At 69.6% G+C, this 17881-nt stretch carries 17 protein-coding genes; 9 read left to right on the top strand and 8 right to left on the bottom strand.

What is annotated here, in order from left to right; genetic code table 11:
• The first annotated feature begins 28 nt into the window (after positions 1–28).
• From AB0H36_RS04845 to AB0H36_RS04830, 4 genes are all read left to right on the top strand, one after another.
• On the top strand, positions 29–550 hold the full coding sequence (locus AB0H36_RS04845) for a gamma carbonic anhydrase family protein (RefSeq protein WP_360516565.1): 522 nt from the start codon (positions 29–31) through the stop codon (positions 548–550).
• A gap of 206 nt (positions 551–756) precedes the next feature.
• Entirely contained in the window at positions 757–1461 is a 705-nt protein-coding gene (locus tag AB0H36_RS04840) for an HD domain-containing protein (protein ID WP_360516562.1), read from the top strand.
• A 19-nt stretch (positions 1462–1480) separates the two neighbouring features.
• Complete coding sequence (locus AB0H36_RS04835; protein ID WP_360516559.1) at positions 1481–2611, top strand: MFS transporter; 1131 nt, start codon at positions 1481–1483, stop codon at positions 2609–2611.
• Positions 2612–2677: 66 nt separating this feature from the next.
• Positions 2678–3040: a cupin domain-containing protein gene (locus AB0H36_RS04830; protein ID WP_360516556.1), complete on the top strand. Its 363-nt coding sequence runs from the start codon at positions 2678–2680 to the stop codon at positions 3038–3040.
• A 24-nt stretch (positions 3041–3064) separates the two neighbouring features.
• Here the strand turns inward: AB0H36_RS04830 and AB0H36_RS04825 are convergent, their stop codons facing one another.
• The 4 genes from AB0H36_RS04825 to AB0H36_RS04810 are packed head-to-tail and all read right to left on the bottom strand — an operon-like array spanning position 3065 to position 9419.
• A complete protein-coding gene (locus tag AB0H36_RS04825; RefSeq protein ID WP_360516553.1) occupies positions 3065–4309 on the bottom strand; it encodes an MFS transporter in 1245 nt (414 codons plus the stop codon).
• Positions 4306–5655, bottom strand: coding sequence for a GH1 family beta-glucosidase (locus AB0H36_RS04820; protein WP_360516550.1), 1350 nt, complete (start codon positions 5653–5655; stop codon positions 4306–4308). Before AB0H36_RS04820 ends, AB0H36_RS04825 begins: the two co-directional genes overlap by 4 nt.
• On the bottom strand, positions 5645–6232 hold the full coding sequence (locus AB0H36_RS04815; protein WP_360516548.1) for a heavy metal-binding domain-containing protein: 588 nt from the start codon (positions 6230–6232) through the stop codon (positions 5645–5647). The genes AB0H36_RS04820 and AB0H36_RS04815 overlap by 11 nt, the downstream gene beginning before the upstream one ends.
• Positions 6233–6260: 28 nt before the next feature.
• The gene (locus tag AB0H36_RS04810; protein ID WP_360516545.1) at positions 6261–9419 is read right to left on the bottom strand and encodes a penicillin acylase family protein; all 3159 of its coding nucleotides are present in this window, start codon (positions 9417–9419) and stop codon (positions 6261–6263) included.
• Positions 9420–9568: 149 nt separating this feature from the next.
• On the opposite strand from AB0H36_RS04810, the gene AB0H36_RS04805 reads away from it, so the two are divergent.
• Complete coding sequence (locus AB0H36_RS04805) at positions 9569–10660, top strand: aminotransferase class V-fold PLP-dependent enzyme (protein WP_360516542.1); 1092 nt, start codon at positions 9569–9571, stop codon at positions 10658–10660.
• 15 nt (positions 10661–10675) lie between these two features.
• Here AB0H36_RS04805 and AB0H36_RS04800 read toward each other — a convergent pair whose 3' ends face one another.
• Entirely contained in the window at positions 10676–12568 is a 1893-nt protein-coding gene (locus tag AB0H36_RS04800) for a DEAD/DEAH box helicase (RefSeq protein WP_360516539.1), read from the bottom strand.
• A gap of 349 nt (positions 12569–12917) precedes the next feature.
• Here AB0H36_RS04800 and soxR point away from each other — a divergent pair, with 349 nt between their 5' ends.
• Positions 12918–13391, top strand: a complete 474-nt coding sequence (gene soxR, locus AB0H36_RS04795) for a redox-sensitive transcriptional activator SoxR (protein WP_360516536.1) — start codon at positions 12918–12920, stop codon at positions 13389–13391.
• On the opposite strand, the gene AB0H36_RS04790 is transcribed toward soxR, so the two are convergent.
• Positions 13366–13662, bottom strand: coding sequence for a hypothetical protein (locus tag AB0H36_RS04790; protein ID WP_360516533.1), 297 nt, complete (start codon positions 13660–13662; stop codon positions 13366–13368). The two genes, soxR and AB0H36_RS04790, sit on opposite strands and share 26 nt — an antisense overlap.
• On the opposite strand from AB0H36_RS04790, the gene AB0H36_RS04785 reads away from it, so the two are divergent.
• Together AB0H36_RS04785 and AB0H36_RS04780 are read left to right on the top strand one after the other, a co-directional pair.
• Positions 13663–13833 (top strand): snapalysin family zinc-dependent metalloprotease, encoded by a 171-nt coding sequence (locus AB0H36_RS04785; protein ID WP_360516530.1) that lies wholly within the window; start codon positions 13663–13665, stop codon positions 13831–13833.
• 94 nt (positions 13834–13927) lie between these two features.
• On the top strand, positions 13928–14425 hold the full coding sequence (locus tag AB0H36_RS04780) for a hypothetical protein (RefSeq protein ID WP_360516527.1): 498 nt from the start codon (positions 13928–13930) through the stop codon (positions 14423–14425).
• Between the two features lie 71 nt (positions 14426–14496).
• Here AB0H36_RS04780 and AB0H36_RS04775 read toward each other — a convergent pair whose 3' ends face one another.
• Complete coding sequence (locus AB0H36_RS04775) at positions 14497–15525, bottom strand: LacI family DNA-binding transcriptional regulator (protein ID WP_360516524.1); 1029 nt, start codon at positions 15523–15525, stop codon at positions 14497–14499.
• 220 nt (positions 15526–15745) lie between these two features.
• Between AB0H36_RS04775 and ugpC the strand changes: the two genes are divergently transcribed.
• Entirely contained in the window at positions 15746–16825 is a 1080-nt protein-coding gene (gene ugpC / locus AB0H36_RS04770) for a sn-glycerol-3-phosphate ABC transporter ATP-binding protein UgpC (RefSeq protein WP_360516522.1), read from the top strand.
• A gap of 71 nt (positions 16826–16896) precedes the next feature.
• Here the strand turns inward: ugpC and AB0H36_RS04765 are convergent, their stop codons facing one another.
• Positions 16897–17868, bottom strand: a complete 972-nt coding sequence (locus AB0H36_RS04765) for a glycosyltransferase family 2 protein (protein WP_360516519.1) — start codon at positions 17866–17868, stop codon at positions 16897–16899.
• Between the last annotated feature and the right edge of the window lie 13 nt (positions 17869–17881).

Below are 17881 nucleotides of genomic sequence, written 5' to 3'. Positions count from 1 at the left end.
GCGGGCTCGACCGGGCTAGGGTGCCGCCATGCCCTTGTTCTCGTTTGAAGGTAAGAGTCCTGTGGTGCATCCGGATGCGTGGATTGCGCCGACGGCGACGTTGGTGGGCGATGTGGTGGTCGAGGAAGGGGTGTCGATCTGGTACGGCGCGGTGGTGCGAGCCGATCTGGGGCGGATCACCATCCGGGCCGGGGCGAACATCCAGGACAACACCGTCATCCACGTCGGCAGCAACGGGTGTGAGATCGGGCCGAACGCGACCGTCGGGCACCAGTGCCTGGTGCACGACTGTGTGATCGGCGAGCAGGCGCTGGTGGGGAACGGCGCGATCGTGCTCGACGGCGCGGTCGTGGGCGAGCGCAGTCTGGTCGCGGCCGGGTCGACGGTCACGCCGGCGGCGGTGATTCCGCCGGAGTCGGTCGCGATGGGCAGCCCGGCGAAGAAGATCGTGCCGCTGGAAGGCGTCGCCAAGCTGTTCGTCGACCACAACGCCGCCGTCTACCACGACCTGGCCCGCCGCCACGCGGCCACGGTCAAGCCGGTCGACTGAGCGACGCCGGCCGAGTCGGCCGATTCAGCGGCGGCCCCCGGGGCGGGACTCAGGTGGACTCCCGCCACGGGGGTTCCGCTGGTGCGGGCTGGCTGCTTAACCCGACACACCTCCAGTACCCAGGTCGGCGCGCAGAATTCTTGTCTCCGAGGCCACACCGCTGGTAATTTTGCGCGTCTTGTAACGCTTGCAAGAAAGGGTCCGGAATGCGTGGAGAGCTCGACCGGGCCGCCAAGGTGCGGTTCGCGCGCGAGGCGGTGGTCGCGCAGGTCCGCGGCCTGCCCGACCAGCTCCGCGCCCGGCTGACGGACGGACCGCGTACGCCGTTCGTCCTGCCCGACCCACCGGACACCGCGTTGACCTGCGACGTGCTCGAGCTCGCGAGGTCGTCGTACCAGGAACCGTTGCTCGGTCACTGCATCCGCACCTGGTTCTGGGCGAGCCTGCTCGGCGCCCGCGACGGGATCAAGACCGACGACGAGCTCCTCTACGTCGCGTGCCTCCTGCACGACATCGCCCTCACCGACGACTACCGCCCACCGGAGTCGGCCGCGTGCTTCGCCGTACACGGCGCCGAAGTCGCCCGTACGACGCTGGCCGGGCTCGGATCGCCGTACGCCGACGACGTCGCCGAGGCGATCGCCCTGCACATGAACATCAACGTCGCCCAAAGCCCCGAAGCCCACCTCCTGCACGCCGGCGCCCACCTCGACGTCGCCGGGACCCGAGCCGGCGACCTCCCGCGCCCCGCGATCCGCCAGGTCGTCGCCAAGCACCCGCGCGACGGCTTCCCCACCTGCTTCGCCACGCTCATGCGTCGCGAGTCCACCGAACGCCCCAACTCCCGAGCCGCCCTGCTCTGGCGCCTCGGCATGCGGCTGCCGCTCAACCACAACCCCTTGGACCGATGAGCTGATTAGGGTTGAGCGGGTGCGCAGGACTCTGGTGGGATTCGGTGCGTTCGGGCTGTTCTGGGGTGCTTGGGGCGCGATCCTGCCCGCGGTGCGGAGCGAGTCGGGGGTCGGGGACGGTGAACTCGGGCTCGCGTTGCTCATGGTGGGGCTGGGCGCACTCGCCTCGATGCGGTTCACCGGATACCTGATCGATCGGTACGGCGGCCCGGTCCTGCCGGTCGTGGTCGTGCTGTTCGGCGCGACCGGCGTACTCCCCGCGCTCGCCGACTCAGCGGTGACGTTGAGCGCCGCGCTCTTCCTGCTCGGCGCGACCTCCGGCGCCACCGACGTCGCGATCAACGCGACCGGGTCCCACGCGGAGGCGGTCACCGGCAAACCGTTGATGAACCTTGCCCACGGCATCTTTTCCGTCGCGGTCGTGGTCGCCAGCCTCGGTACGGCGGCCTTGCGCACGGCCGGCGCGGACGCGTTGCCGGTGCTCGGCGGAGTCGGACTGATCGTCGCGGTCGTCGGCTGCGCGCTCGCTGCCGGGTCTCAGGAGAACCTTCACACTCCAACAGAGCCAACCACGAGGCGCCGGCTCGAGCCCGTGCTCCTGGTCTTCGGCGGGCTCTGCGCACTCGCGTACGTCGTCGAAAACGCCTGGCAGAGCTGGAGCGCCGTACACCTCGACACCTCACTCGACGCTGCCCCCGGGTTGGCGTCGAGCGCCCCGGCCGTGTTCGCCGCCGCGGCCGCGACCGGGCGGATCGCGGGGAACGCGCTGCTCCGGCGACTCCGGCCTGTCCAGCTGCTGGTAGCCGGCGGCGTCCTCGCGGCGTTCGGATCAGTCGTCGCCGCGACGGCCGGTACGGCGTGGCTGGCGTTGATCGGGATCGGTGTCGCCGGCCTCGGTACGTCGGTCTGCGCGCCGACCATCATCGGCATGGCCGGCGCGTGGGCCGGTCCGGAGCGGCGAGCCGGTGCGATCTCGACGGTCACCACACTGGCCTATCTCGGCTTCCTGCTCGGTCCGGCAGCGGTCGGCGCGGCGTCGTCGGCCTGGTCGTTGCCGGTCGCGCTCGGCGGCGTCGCCGTACTCGCGCTGCTCGTCGCGGCCCTCGGTCCGGTCGCCGCGCGGCAGTCGGAGCGAACCTTTCAGTCCTGATCAATGGTGTCGCGACCGACCCGTTCGCGAACTACGGTGGGCAGCAACTGAGGGGAGAGATCTGTCATGACCGAGATCGCGAACACCGGCGCAGCGGTGATCGACCGCGCCGACGGACGAGACGACGGCGAGGACTGGACCGAGAACTACGAGTTGCTCCCGGGTGGGGCCGGCATCTCGATCATCCTGGAGTCGACCACGAAGGAGGGCGTCGGCCCGCGGTTGCACCTGCACCCGTACGCCGAGACGTTCATCATCCGGCGTGGTTCGGCCATGTTCACCGTCGGCACCGAGCAGGTCGTCGGCCGCGCCGGCCAGATCCTGGTCGTCCCCGCCGACACCCCGCACAAGTTCGCCACCGGCCCCGGCGGCTACGAAGCAGTCCACATCCACGCCAACCCCACCTTCGAAACCACCTGGCTGGAGTAGTCGCACGAGCGGCACGGCCGCTGCCTAGGCGACCGACCGGATCTGGCGGACGAGGAGGCCGGCCAGGAGGGTGACGGTGGCGGCCAGGAGGTAGAGGACGGGGTAGCCGCCGAGGTGTTTGACGATGGGGGCGGCGATCGCGGGGGCGAAGACCTGGGGCAGGGAGTTGGCGATGTTGATGACACCGAGGTCCTTGGCGCGGTCGCGAGCGTTGGGGAGGATCTGGGTGAGCAGGGCGAAGTCGACGGAGAGGTAGACGCCGAAGCCGGCGCCGAGGATGATCGCGCCGAGGACGGCGCCGGGCCAGGTGGGCCAGAAGGCGAGCACGACGCCGGCGAGCGCCATCACCACACCGGACCAGGTGACGAAGATCTTGCGGCGGGCGATCCGGTCGGACCAGGTGCCGAAGACGACCGAGGTGACCAGGACGCAGACGCTGTAGATCGCGGTCAGGATCAGTACGGCGTTGTCCGGCTCGTCGACGCCGACCTCGTCCTGCAGGTAATAGAACAGGTACAGCGTCCCGAGCGCGTTCCCCACGTTGAACAGGAACCGGGTCAGCCACCCCCACCCGAAGTCCGGGTAGCGCCGCGGGCTGATCCAGAACCCGCGCAGAAACGACCGCACGGCCAACGGCGGCCGCGACGTCAGCCGCTCGTCACCACTGCCGACCAAGTACGGCACGACCGACAACAGCAAGAAGACCGCGCAGGCGACATACCCGGCTCCGATCCCACCGAAGTACGTCGCAAGCCCCGTGCCGACCAGTGCGCCGAGGACCTGCGACAACGCGACCCAACCCCCGACAGAGCCCCGCTGCAGCGTCGGCACCCGGTCCGGCACCGCGGCCGTAATCGCCGCCAGCAACGCGTTGCCGAACAGTTGCACCAGGCACCAACCGACCAGCATCCACGCAACCGACGCGACCCCCGACAGGACGAGCAGTCCGACGGCGCCACCCACCGCGCCCGCCAGCACCCACGGCACGCGGCGCCCGAGCCGCGACGTCGTACGGTCGGAGATCGCGCCAGCAACCGGGTTCGCGACCACCGAGACGGCAGCGCCGACCCCGGTGACCAGCCCGAACACGAACTCCTTGTTGCCCGGCGCAACCGCCTCGGACTGTTTGGCCAGGATCACCTGGATCGGCCCCAGCCAGGCCGCGAACACCCCGACGTTCGCCAGTACGACGGCCGCCGTCCAGCGCGACCGGACCCGGTCGACCGGTTCCGTGAACGCCGTCGGGACGACGCCCGGCTCCGGGATCATCCTCGGCTCTGCACGATCACGTCACGGAACCAGTGGTACGACGCTTTCGGCGTCCGCACCTGGCTGTCGAAGTCGACGTGCACCAGGCCGAACCGCTGGGCGTACCCGGCCGCCCACTCGAAGTTGTCCAGCAGCGACCACTGGAAGTACCCGCGGACATCGATCCCGTCGTCGATGGCCTGCTTCAGCGACCGCAGGTACCCGTCGAGGTAGTCGATCCGCCGCTGATCGTCGACCGGTTCGGCGAACGAGCAGCCGTTCTCGGTGATGTAGAGCGGTGGCAGCCGGTCGCCGTACCGGTCCTTGAAGATGCGCAGGATCTCGCCGAACGCCGACGGCACGATCGGCCAGCCGAAGTCCGTCTGCGGATATCCCTCCAGCGAGCGCGGCTCGAACGGCAGGCCGGGCGGCAGCAGGATCCCGTCGGTGGCAGCGGTGTCGGCCTGACCGGTCGCGGCGCCGACGGACACCGGCGCGTAGTGGTTGATGCCGAAGAAGTCCAGCGGACTCGAGATCACGGCCAGGTCGTCCTCGACCGGCCCCGGCATAACAGCCTCGAAGCCGGTCGGGTAGGTCCCGAGCAGCACCGGGTCGGCGAACAGCCAGTTGATCAGGTTGTCGTAGAGGCCGGCCGCTTCCTTGTCCCCGACGCTGTCGCTGGCCGGCCAGGTCGGCGCGTGGTTGCTGGCGATCCCGATGTTCGTCGCACCGGCCGCCCGCAACGCCTGCACTGCGCGGCCGTGGGCCAGCAGCTGGTGGTGAGCGACCGGGAGCGCGTCGAACAGCAGCTCCCGGCCGGGTGCGTGGGCGCCCAGTGAGTACCCCATCAGCGTGAGCACCATCGGCTCGTTGATCGTGATCCACATCGGCACCCGGTCCGCGAAGCGGGCAGCCAGGATGCCGGCGTAGTCGGCGAACCGGTCCGCGATCGAGCGATCAAGCCACCCGCCCGCGTCCTCCAGCGGCTGCGGGGTGTCCCAGTGGTACAGCGTCGGCGCCGGCTGGATCCCGGCGCCGAGCAGCGTGTCGATCAGCCGGTCGTAGAAGTCCAGCCCGGCCGCGTTCCCCGGTCCCTGGCCGGACGGCTGGATCCGCGGCCAGGCGAACGAGAACCGGTAGCAGTCGACCCCGAGCTCCCGCATCAGCGCGACGTCCTCGGCGTACCGGTGGTAGTGGTCGCAGGCCACCGTGCCCGTGTCGCCGTTCAGGATCCGGCCCGGCTCGGCGCAGAACGTGTCCCAGGTCGACGGCCCGCGGCCGTCTTCGGCCACGGCCCCCTCGATCTGGTACGCCGACGTCGACACCCCCCACCGGAACCCGGGTCCGAAGACGAGCTCAGCTGTCATTCACGTCCTCCTGGTCGCGGGCCGGGGCCGGCTCGGGCTTGCGGACGATGACCGCCGTACCGTAGGCGGCCACCTCGCTCATCGTGTTGGCGATCTCCGTGCAGTCGAACCGCATCGCCAGGATCGCGTTCGCGCCCATCTGCTGGGCCATCTGGCACATCCGCATCACCGCGACGTGCCGCGACTCGGCCAGCATCTGGGTGTACTCCGGCACCTCGCCACCGGCCAGCGACCGGAACCCGGCGGTGAAGTTCGACCCGAAGTCGCGGCTGCGCACGGTCAGCCCGAACACCTCGCCGAACACCTTCTCCGCGGTGTAACCGGGCAGGTCGTTCATCGTCGAGACCAGCACCGGGTACGGCGAACCCTGCGGCGCGACATGCGGTGCCGGCTGCTGCGCCGGCTGGTAGTTCCCCGGCGCCTGGCCGTACCCCGGCTGCCCGTAGCCCGGCTGCGGCGGACCCTGCTGGTAGCCGCTCTGCTGCTGCGGCGGCGCGTAACCGGGCGGCGGGCCCTGCTGGTACCCCTGCTGCGGCGGGTACGGCTGGTTCGGGTTCGGAGGGAAAGTCTGGTTCATGCCCCTCATCCTGACAGGCCCGGGTTACTCATTGCCGGTAGACCTGAAGCTCGTAGATCGAGTACCCGTACGACGTCGCCCGCTGCGTCCCGGTCACCCGGACATACCTGGCCGACACCGCGCCGAACCGGACCACGTCCTCCCCACCGTTCCCGGTCGTCGTCGCATACACCTGCCGCCACGAGGACCCATCCGACGACACCTCGACCCGGTACGACCTCCCGTACGCCGCCTCCCACTGCAGCACCACCCGCCGGATCGTCTGCTCGTTGCCGAGGTCAACCTTCAGCCACTGCGGATCGGACCAGTCGCTCGCCCACCGCGTGGTCAGCTTGCCGTCGACTGCCAACGCCGGCGGCGAGTTGTACCAGCCCTTCTCGTAGCTGCTCGCGGACGCCGTCTTGCCGACCGCCAGGTTGCTCACGTCGTCACCCCGGCGGGCGGGGAACTCGATCACCTGCTGGTACGTCGGCCGGTTCACCCACGCGATCCGGTCCTGGGTGATCCCGCCCATCGGGTTGTGCGCGATCTGGTCCGCGCAGAACTGGTCGCCCGCCGCGCAGTCCGCAGTCGCCGGGTACGTCGTCGCCGCCGGGACCTTGGTTGCCGCCAGCAAGGTGTCGGCAAGGACAGTCCGGCACGCCGCCAGTGCGCCGCCGCCGCAGTACGTGACCGGCTGTGGCGTCTGCACCGGATCGCCGAGCACCTTGCGCAGGTCGCGCTGAACGAAACCCCACCATCCGTTCTGGAACGCGGAGCCTTGTGCACTCGGCCGCTCGTCGATCTTCAGGTTCGCGACCAGAGCGCCGTAGAGGTCGGGGCCGAGGTCCTTGAACTGGGCCGGGACGAGCAGCGGCCACCAGGCATCGAGGATCCGGATCGCCTCGCTGTGGTCGTAGACCTTCGAGGAGGCGTTCGGCGTCTTGCGATGACTGCCGGCGGCCTGCCACGCGGTCAGCTTGGCGATCGCGTCGGCGACCGCCGGGTCGGTGACCGGAGCCGACTTCAGAACCCGCAACAGGTACGGCAGGACCTGGTCGCCCCGGAGGTCGACGGTCGCCGCGTCGTCCATCGCCTCGACCAGCTTGCCGCGGGTGAACTTCTGCCCGCTGCCGATGACGGCCTCGATCCGGTCGTCCAGCGGCTGGCTCCGGTAGACCGAGTTGTAGCCGAACTGACCGTCGGACGCGGAGAACCCGGGCGCCTGCTTGTTGTTCCAGCTGGTCAGGTAGTCCTGGTTCACCACCTGCGGGTGCTGCGCGGCCGGGGTGTAGGTCGCACGGTTGGTGTCCGGGTTCCAGCCCTGCCACTCGTACGAGCTCCAGGTCGGCAGGTTCGGGTCGCCACCGGCCGCGCGGACCGGGTTGTCACCGGAGTTGTAGTACGCGATCGAGGTCTTGTCGGTGTAGAACCAGTTGAAGGTGTAGCCGATGTTGTGCGCCGCGGCCTTGAAGTCGGCCGCGTCGTGGATCCTGTCCGGGTCGTTGAGCTGCATGAACCCGAGTGCGGACCCGGCCTCGTTGCCGTAGGTCGAGCGGTTCTTGGTGAACAGCACCGGCCGGCCGCCGACCGTACCGCGGTGCGTGACGATGCCGTACTTGGTGCGCAGGGCAACCAGTGTGTACGAGCCGGCCGGTTCGGACGATCCGAGGCTGGAGTACCACTCGTTGTGCCGCTCGAGCCGCTCGATCGGCGTGCACTGGCCGCGGTACTCGTAGTACTGCGAGTTCTTCGTCGGCGTCCCGCCACCGGGCTCGCACAGCGGTACGGCGAACGTGTCGGTGATGTCCTGTCCCGCCGAGGTCGCGCTCCACGAGTAGTCGGGGCCGCGGCCGATCAGCGTGTAGAAGTTCAGCCCGGCGAACGCGATGCCGCGCGAGCTGACGCCCGGACCTTGGAGCTCCTGCCGGAGCAGCAGTTGGGGTGCGAAGTAGCCGGTCTGTGGTCCGTAGACGGCGACCGGGTTGCCGCTCTCGGTGTGTGCGCCGGAGACGAGCAGGGCGTTCGACATGCCCTTGTCGCCGAAGCCCTCCGGGAACAGGCCCTTGTCGAAGATGCCGCGGAGGGACTCCGATCCCTTCGGCGCCGACTTGCTCGCCGTTCCGGCGGTCTGGTCGATGACCTGCGGTTCCGGCGTGACCGAGCCGCGATCCGGCATCGCGCGACCTGCCGGGTTCGGGCCGGTCTCGCCGTACGGGAAGGTCGCGCCGTTGTGCACGGTGGTGTTGGCCTCCGGGTCGTTCTGCGACCGGAACGACTCCCACACCTTGGTGCCTTGGGCAACGCCGTACTTCGCCTGTGCCTCGAGCAACGCCAGCGCGGACGTCACCTCGTGCCCGCCGCCGGTGCCGAAGATGCCTGCGACAACGGCCGCTGTGGCGACTACGTCGGTCACCTTCCACTGCGGCGTCGGCCAGTCCAGACCGAGTGCGACGTACTCACCGGGGTAGGCGATGCCGACCGTGTTGATGTAGTGGTTGACCCCGGCCACCCAGGCCAGGATGTCCTGCTGCATCTTCACGCCGTCGGCGCCGTACCGCTCGTCGGCGTCGTCGAACTGCTTCTGCAGATCGGCTTCGGTGTACGGCGCGGTCCGCCAGAACTCCTGCTCGAACGCTCGATTGGCCGGCGCCCCGCCCGCGAACGGGGTCAGCTGGCCGCGACCGAGATGCCGGAACACGTCCATCACGAACAGCCGGTCCTGCGCTCCGGCGTACCCGGCGCCGAACATCACGCCCGCCCGCGTCGTGCCGGTGACGTGCGGGATGCCGCGCGACTTGTCCCGCACGATCGTGACGTCCGAGCGCAGCTGGACGGTGCTCGCGACATCACCCGCCTGCACCCCGAACGACGCGTCGTCGAAGTACGCGCCGAGGCCGTCGTCGGTGATGCCCTGAGAGTTCCAGACCAGGTTCTCGTACGGCTTCAGCGAGTCGCTGAAGTGCGCCGGCCGGGTCCCGAACGCCTTGAAAAGAAGGAGATCCGTGAAGGTCGCGTGACCGTTCTGCCCGGGTGTGACGATGTCGCCACACTGCCCGACGCAGTAGTCGGCCGGGACGGCAGCGGCGGCTTGGGGCGCCGCTTGCGTGGGCGCGGGCAGAGCAGCGAGTACGGCGACCGCGGCTGCGGCGGCGATCGTCGTACGCAGTGAACGGCGTGGAGTTCGCGGGGCGGTGCGAGGCGACACGGATTCCTCCCTCGGGACGCGGGCCGGCGGCAGGGGAGTTACGAAAACTGAGAATGACTCACCAGTAGCTTCGGGTCAAGATGCTGCCCGGTCCGAACGCGATTGAGTCTCGCCAACCACAGTCAGTCACCACTACTGTGTGCAGCACCATGAGCATTCACGATCGCTATCGGCTCAGTGTGGTGATCAATGCCAAGGGGACGTACACCCCGCTGGGGGTGTCCCGGAGTTCCCACGGGGTGGCGGAGGCCGTCGCACAGGCACTGCCTGAGTTCTTCGTCATGGACGAGCTCGGCGACCGGGCCAGCGAGGCCATCGCCCAGGTGACCGGCGCCCAGGCCGGAGCCGTCGTCCACTGCACCGCCGCGGGCATCACGCTCGCCGTGGCGGCCACCATGACCGGCGGCGACCCGCGCCGGATCGCGTCGTTGCCGGACACAACGGACATGCACAACCGGGTGGTGCTGCCGGCCAACCACGTCGTCAACTACGGCCACTCGAACCTGCAGGGCATCCGGCTGGCGGGTGCGCACGTCGACCTCGCCGGCGACGAAAACCGTTGCAGCGTTGACGATCTGGAGGAGGAGCTCGACGGCCCGGACATCGCCTGCCTGTTCCTCGTCTCGTCCCGGCTGACCCAAGGCGAGCCGATCGACCTGGTGGCCGCCGTACGTGCTGCGCACCGGCGCGGCGTGCCGGCGATCGTCGACGGTGCCGCGCAGTTCCCGCGGATCGCGGACCTGCTGTCGACGGGCGCGGACCTGGTGCTGGTCAGCGGGCAGAAGTACCTCGGCTCCCCTACCGCCGGCCTGGTCGCGGGCAGCTGGCCGCTCGTGCAGTCGGTGCGGGCGCAGGACAAGGGCATCGGCCGGGTGATGAAGCCGACCAAGGAGGCCGTCGTCGGCGTGCTGGCCGCGCTCGAGGAGTGGCAGGCCTTCGACCGGGTCAAGTGGGAGGCGGACCAACTCGCGAAGGTGGTCTCGTTCGCCCGGGCCGCCGAGGAGATCCCGGGAGTGTCGGCAGAGGTGCTGCCGGATCCGACCGGCCTGCAGGTGTCCCGCGTCCTGCTGAAGGTCGCCGACGCGAAACGCATCGCGACCGAGCTGGAGGCGGGATCACCGCCGATCTACGTGCTGACCGACCGGGCGGACGACGACGAACTGGTGCTCGAGCTCATTCCACTCGACGACACCGAGATCGCCGCCATCCTCGCCCGGCTCTGGGCCGTCCTGACCCAGTAGGTCAGTGCTGGTAGATCAGTGCTGGTAGGACCTGTTCTCGGTACGGCGGGGGCCGTTGGGGCGACGCGGACCGTTGCCGCCGCGACCCGGGCGGTTGTTGTTGAACCGCTTGCCGCCGCCCTTGCCGAAGCGCTGCGGTTTCGGCGCCGGCAGCTTCACCGGGTAGCCCGACGGCGTGCTGCCGCCGGTCAGCTCGGTGACCAGCTCGTCGCCCGGACGCGCGCGCACCGGTGAGGCGTCGACACCGGCGGACTCGGCCAGCCGGATCATGCCGCGCCGCTGGTGCGGCAGGACCAGGGTGACGACCGCGCCCTTGCCACCGGCCCGCGCCGTACGGCCGGCCCGGTGCAGGTAGTCCTTGTGGTCCGCGGCCGGGTCGGCCTGGACGACCAGCCCGACATCGTCGACGTGGATACCGCGGGCCGCGACATCCGTTGCCACCAGCACCGGAACCGAACCGTCCTTGAACTGGTCCAGCGTCCGGTTCCGCGCGCCCTGGGTCAGGCCGCCGTGCAGCGCCGCCGCCATCACGCCGCGGTCCCGCAGCTGGGTGGCGACCCGGTCGGCGCCCAGTTTGGTGCGGACGAACACGATCGTCCGGCCGTCCCGGCTGGCCAGCTCGGCCGTCAGCGACTGCTTGTGCCCCGGCTCGATCACCAGCAGGTGGTGCTCCATCGTGGTCACGGTCGCCTGGCCGGACTCGGTCGAGTGCGTGACCGGGTCCTTCAGGTACGTCTTCACGATGGTGTCGACGTCGTTGTCCAGCGTCGCCGAGAACAGCAGCCGCTGGCCGTCGGCCGGGGTCATGTCGAGCAGCGTGGTGACCGCCGGCATGAAGCCCATGTCGCACATGTGGTCGGCCTCGTCGAGGACGGCGATCTCCACCGCGCCGAGGTCGGCCGCGCCCTGCTCACACAGGTCGATCAGCCGGCCGGGGGTCGCGATCAGGAGGTCGACGCCGCGGCGGAGCGACTCGATCTGCTTCGGGTACGGCAGGCCGCCCGCGATCAGCTTCAGCGACACGTTCATCACGTGCGCCAGCGGCTCGAGCGCGTCGTGCACCTGCATCGCCAGCTCGCGGGTCGGGACCAGGACCACGCCGCGCGGGCGGCGGGACTCGGTGTGGCCGCCGGACAGCCGCATCAGCGTCGGCAGGCCGAAGCCGAGCGTCTTGCCGGAGCCGGTCTGGCCGCGGCCGAGCACGTCCTTGCCGGCCAGCGCGTCCGGGATGGTCGCGGCCTGGATCGGGAACGGCGTGGTGATGCCGTCGCGGGCCAGCCGCTGGACCAGCCGCGGGGCCAGGCCGAGCGCGGCGAACTGGTTGTCCGGGGCAACAGTGCCCAGGTCCACCGGCTCCTCGCGCCGCTTCTCCTGCACGACCGGACGCTCGTCCCGCCGCTCGTAGCGCGGCTTCTGGTACGACGGACGGTCGTCGCGGCGCTCGAAGCGGGGCTTGTCCTGGTACGACGAACGCTCGTAGCGCGGCTTGTCGCCGTACTGCTGCTGCGACCGCTCGGAGCGGTTGTACTGCGGACGGTCGTCCCGGTTGTACCGCGGCCGCTCGTCACGGTTGTACTGCGGACGGTCGTCGCGGTTGTATCGCGGCCGCTCGTCACGGTTGTACTGCGGACGGTCGTCGCGGTTGTACGGCCGCTCGTCGCGGTTGTACTGCGGACGGTCGTCGCGGCGGTAGCGCGGGCGGTCGTCGTCGTACTTGCGGGGCTGGGTGCTGCGGTCGGCGCGGTAGCCCTTCACCGGACGGTTGTCGCGACGCTCGTCACGACGGTCCTCGTCCCGGGCCGGGGTGTTGCCCATCCGCTCGCCGTACGACTGGTTCTGGAACTTCTTGTGCCGGGGCTTCTTCGCCCGGCCGTCGGGCTGGTTGCTCTCCGGGTGGTGCTGGGTCACGCAAACTCTCTCTCAACGTCACGGACGAGGCCCACGGAGCCGCACGCAAAGGCCGGCCAACGGATGCTGGCCGGACTGGACGAACAAGCAGGAGATAGGCATCGACCTGCGGGTGCTATCGCGTTGCACCCATGTCGCCGGGGATCATCAGCGGGATGCTGAAACCGACGGGTCGGAGCGCCTGGGGAAAATCTCTGGTGACGCGACATACGCACCGACTCGAGAAGTATACCCGACTCGGCACGCTCCCCCGACCACGCCGATCCCGCCAGACCACCGGCAGCACTGGTACGACGCGACCCACTTCAAGTCAGGTTGAATTCTTGGCCGGCGGTCCTAGGGTGGCGGTATGGCGGAGGAGAACGTTCCGAGCAAAGAGCACTGGCTGTCCATCGGGGAGATCGCTCATCGGTCCGGAGTCGCCGCGTCGGCCTTGCGGTTCTACGAGGACCAGGGGCTGATCAGCTCGCGACGGACAGCCGGCAACCAGCGCCAGTACCAGCGCAGCACGTTGCGGCGGATCGCGTTCGTGCAGGCGGCCCAGCGGGTCGGGCTGGCGCTGGCCGAGATCAAGGGCGCGCTGGACTCGCTGCCGGACGACCGGACGCCGACCCGCGCGGACTGGAGCCGGTTGTCCAAGTCGTGGCGCAGCCGGCTCGACGAGCGCATCTCCGAGCTCGAGCGGCTGCGCGACGACCTGGACGGCTGCATCGGCTGCGGCTGCCTGTCCCTCCAGCGCTGCAACCTCTACAACAAGGCCGACCGCCTCGCCGAGCGCGGCCCCGGCGCCCGGATCCTCAACGTCGGAATCCCCGGCGAGTGACCTCGATGTGCCGGGCGATGCGCCGCGCGTCCCGCCCGACACCGCCGATCAGCGGCGACGACCCCGCGGACAGGAAGAACAGGCCGACGAAGTAGAGCCCGGGCTCGGCCCGGACGATCCCGCGATCGTGCCGCGGTTCACCGTCGGGTTCGAGGACCGGGAGCCGGATCCAGTCGAACGCCGGCCGGAACCCGGTGCTCCAGATCACAGTGGCGGCGCCCAGTCCCAGCAGTACGACCCGACCCGGATCACCGCCCACGAGACCGGCCACGTGCTCGGCCTGCCGGACCACTACTCCGGTCCGTGCTCCGAGCTGATGTCCGGCGGCGGCCCCGGCCCGTCCTGCACCAACGCCTACCCGGACGCCAACGAGCGCGCCCGCGTGGACCAGCTCTGGGCCAACGGCATCGCCTCCGCCGCGGCAGCCGCTTACCAGAAGTAGTCCCACCCAGGCCCTCCGGCCCGGAACCGCCCGGCAGGGGACGGTCCCGGGCCGGAGTCCTCCGTACGACGCTTTGAACGTCTAGCCTGCTGTCGTGCTGAGCCGCCTGGGGATGTGCCTGACACTGATCGGCTGCTCGGCAGCCCTGTCCGGATGCGGAGTCGAGGCCGGCGGGATCGTCGGCATGACGGTCGACAACGCCGGCCGGCCGGTGGCCGTCGTCCAGATGTGCGAAGGCCATATCGACGGCGCCACCCTGTACCTGTCCCGCGACAACAACGAGAGCGAGCACTTCGGCCGGTGGGAAGTCAGCCCGCCGGTGACGGGATTCTCCCAGTTCGACCTCAATGCAGGCGGGAACGGCTGGCGACTCGTCGGCACGCTGAAGCCGCGCGATCCGGCGACGAAGTACACGATCTACGGCTGGTCGAACGACAGCAGTCGGTCGGCGGCCCACCTCGAGTTCAGTGAGCAGGACCTGAAAGGCCTCCGGCCCGGCACCGTGCTGGCGCCGTCGCTCGACGACTTCGACACGCTGGAAACCCGCTCCGTGGCCGACTTCCGAAACAAGACCTGCGAGAACTGGTTCTGACCCGCCGGGTGTGACCGCGGAGATCACGGACATCCGGACCACCAACAGCACCGCGCCGCCCGGCCTCCGCGTCAGGTACCCGTTCTGACCGGGCCGGTGGAGCCGCGGACGACCAGCTCCGGGCGGAACAGGAACTCCGTGTGCGGCGTCGTGTGGCCGCGGACTTCTTCCAGGAGTGACTGGACCGCGGCGAGGCCCATGGCCTGGACGGGTTGGCGGATCGTGGTGAGGGGTGGGTCGGTGAACTCCATCATCGGGGCGTCGTCGTAGCCGACGACCGAGATGTCGCCGGGGACGGAGAGGCCGCGCTGGCGGGCAGCGCGGATGACGCCGAGCGCCATCATGTCGGAGCCGCAGATGACCGCGCTGACTCCGGCGTCGAGCAGCTGCTGCGCGGCCGCGGCGCCGCCCTCGACGCCGAACATGCTCAAGGCGACCAGCTCGTCGAGCTCCGGATCGGTCAGGCCGAGCTGCGCCTTCATCGAGGTGCGGTAGCCGGCCAGCTTGCGCTGGACGACGATGAATCGCTCCGGCCCGGACGCGAACCCGATCCGGCGGTGGCCGAGGGCGACCGCATGGGAGACCGCGAGCTCCATCGCGGCGTACTCGTCCGACGACACGAACGGCGCCTCGACCGCGGGCAGCCAGCCGTTCACGAACACCACCGGCAGCCGCCGGTCCACCAGCGACTGGTAGCGCTCGTGGTCGGCTCCGGTGTCCGCATGCAGGCCGGAGACGAAGATGATCCCGGAGACGCCGCGCTCCAGCAGCATCTCGACGTACTCCTCCTCGGTCGCGCCGGACGGCGACTGCGTGCACAGCACCGGGGTGAACCCGCGCTGCGACAAGGCCGACTCGATCACCTGGGCGAACGCCGGGAAGATCGGGTTGATCAGCTCCGGCATCACCAGCCCGATCAGCCCCGCCGATCGGCGCCGCAACCGGGTCGGCCGTTCGAACCCGAGAACGTCGAGCGCGGTCAGGACCGACTGCTTGGTCTCCTCCGCCACCCCCGGCTTGCCGTTCAGCACCCGCGAGACCGTGGCCTCGCTCACCCCCGCCTTGGCCGCGATGTCCGCCAGCCGTGCTCTGCTGCTCACGCCCGGCACTGTACCCAGCCGATCGCTGATCTTGCAGCAAGATCCTGCAAGAACTTGCAGGATGCGTGGAGCTGTCCACAACGTGAACAGTACGGACACGTCACACGCCGTACACCTTGTCAGGACGAGCCGGGCGGGTGAGGATAGGCGCACCCCCAGCCCGGGGGCCTTTACTCGGATCGTCCGGCACGTTCCTGCCGGTGAAGGGATGTACATCGTCATGGCCACTGTGTCTTTCAAGGCAGCCACCCGGATCTACCCCGGTGGTGACACCCCCGCCGTCGACAAGCTCAACCTCGAGATCGAGGACGGCGAGTTCATGGTTCTCGTCGGCCCGTCGGGTTGCGGCAAGTCCACCTCGCTCCGGATGCTCGCGGGCCTCGAAGAGGTCAACGAGGGCTCCATCTACATCGGCGACCGCGACGTCACGCACCGTCCGCCGAAGGAGCGGGACATCGCGATGGTGTTCCAGAACTACGCTCTCTACCCGCACATGTCGGTCGCCGACAACATGGGCTTCGCCCTGAAGATGCAGGGTGTCTCCAAGGAGGACCGCGCCAAGCGCGTGATGGAGGCCGCCAAGCTGCTCGGCCTGGAGGAGTACCTGGAGCGCAAGCCGAAGGCGCTGTCCGGTGGTCAGCGTCAGCGGGTCGCGATGGGCCGCGCGATCGTGCGTAACCCGCAGGTCTTCCTGATGGACGAGCCGCTGTCGAACCTCGACGCCAAGCTCCGGGTCCAGACCCGCACCCAGATCGCCGAGCTCCAGCAGCGTCTCGGTGTCACGACCGTCTACGTCACCCACGACCAGGTCGAGGCCATGACGATGGGCGACCGGGTCGCCGTACTGAAGGACGGCCTGCTGCAGCAGGTCGACACCCCGCTGAACCTGTACGACCACCCGAAGAACAAGTTCGTCGCGGGCTTCATCGGTTCGCCGGCGATGAACCTGCTGAACGCCGACATCACCGAGGGCGGCGCGAAGCTGGGCGACTACGTCATCCCGCTCGAGCGCAGCCTGCTCGCCAAGGCCGGCAGCGACAAGACGCTGACCGTGGGTGTCCGGCCGGAGGCCTTCAAGGTCGCCGACCAGGGCCTGCCCGTCCACGTCGCGGTGGTCGAGGAGCTCGGCGCCGACGCGTACCTGTACGGCACCGCGGAGCACAACAACGAGCACCAGCAGATCGTCGCCCGGATCGACGCCCGGATGCCGGTCGAGAAGGGCTCGACCGTTCACCTCGCGGCGGTGCCGGACAAGCTGCACCTCTTCTCCGCCTCCACCGAGGAGCGCCTGACCGCCTGATCCGATCAGCGCGGTACGACGGAACGCAGCTGCGGCCCCGGATGGCTCGACCATCCGGGGCCGTGGTCCGTCTAGGTCACCTTCCGCCGCTGTTCGTCCTGGGTGGCCGGGTGGTCGGCCGGGTTCAGGTTGGTCTGCTTCAGCAGGTAGTGCGGGCGCTTCTTGGTCTCGTAGTAGATCCGGCCGATGTACTCGCCGATCACCCCGAGCATCACCATCTGCAGCCCGCCGAGCCCGACGATGGCCGCGATCAGCGTGACGTACCCGGGCATCTCCACCCCGCGCAGCACCGCGACCGCGATCACCCAGACCGCGTACCCGGCGGCGACCGCGGTGAGCAGCAGGCCGATGTAGATCGCCAGCCGCAGCGGCCGGTTGTTGAACGACAGCAGCCCGTCCAGCCCGTACTCGAGCAACCGGCGGAAGGTCCACCGGCTCTTCCGCTCGGCCGGCTGCTTCACGTTGTCGTACTCGAACAGGATCGACTCGAACCCGATCCAGGCGAACAGCCCCTTGGAGAACCGGTTGTACTCCCCCAGCTCCAGCAGCCCGTTCACGGCCCGGCGGGACAGCAGCCGGAAGTCGCCCACCCCGTCGACCAGCTCGACGTCGGCCCACTTGTTGATCAGCCAGTAGTAAGCGCGGGCGAACAGCGTCCGGGTAGCCGGGTCGCCGACCCGGTTCCGGCGGGCGATCACCTGGTCGAAGCCGCGCTCGTACAGGTCCAGCATCCGGCCGATCAGCTCCGGCGGGTGCTGCAGGTCGGCGTCCATGATCACCACCGCGTCGCCGGAGGCGTACCGCAGGCCGGCCAGCATCGCGGCCTCCTTGCCGAAGTTCCGGCTGAAGGACAGGTACCGGACCGCTGGATCGTTGTCCGCGAGCTGCACCAGGGCGTCGAGCGTCCCGTCGCTGCTGCCGTCGTCGACGTACACGATCTCGTAGGGCCGGCCGAGCTCGGCGAGCTCCCGGCTGACGGCTTCATGGAACCGGTCGACCACGTCGACCTCGTTGTAACACGGCACCACGAGACTCAGCCGCATCAGCCGTCCCACC

The sequence above is a fragment of the Kribbella sp. NPDC050820 genome, assembly GCF_040653975.1.
GTDB lineage: Bacteria > Actinomycetota > Actinomycetes > Propionibacteriales > Kribbellaceae > Kribbella.
The sequence above is the reverse complement of the archived record's forward strand: the minus strand, read 5'-3'. Positions and strand labels throughout refer to the sequence as shown.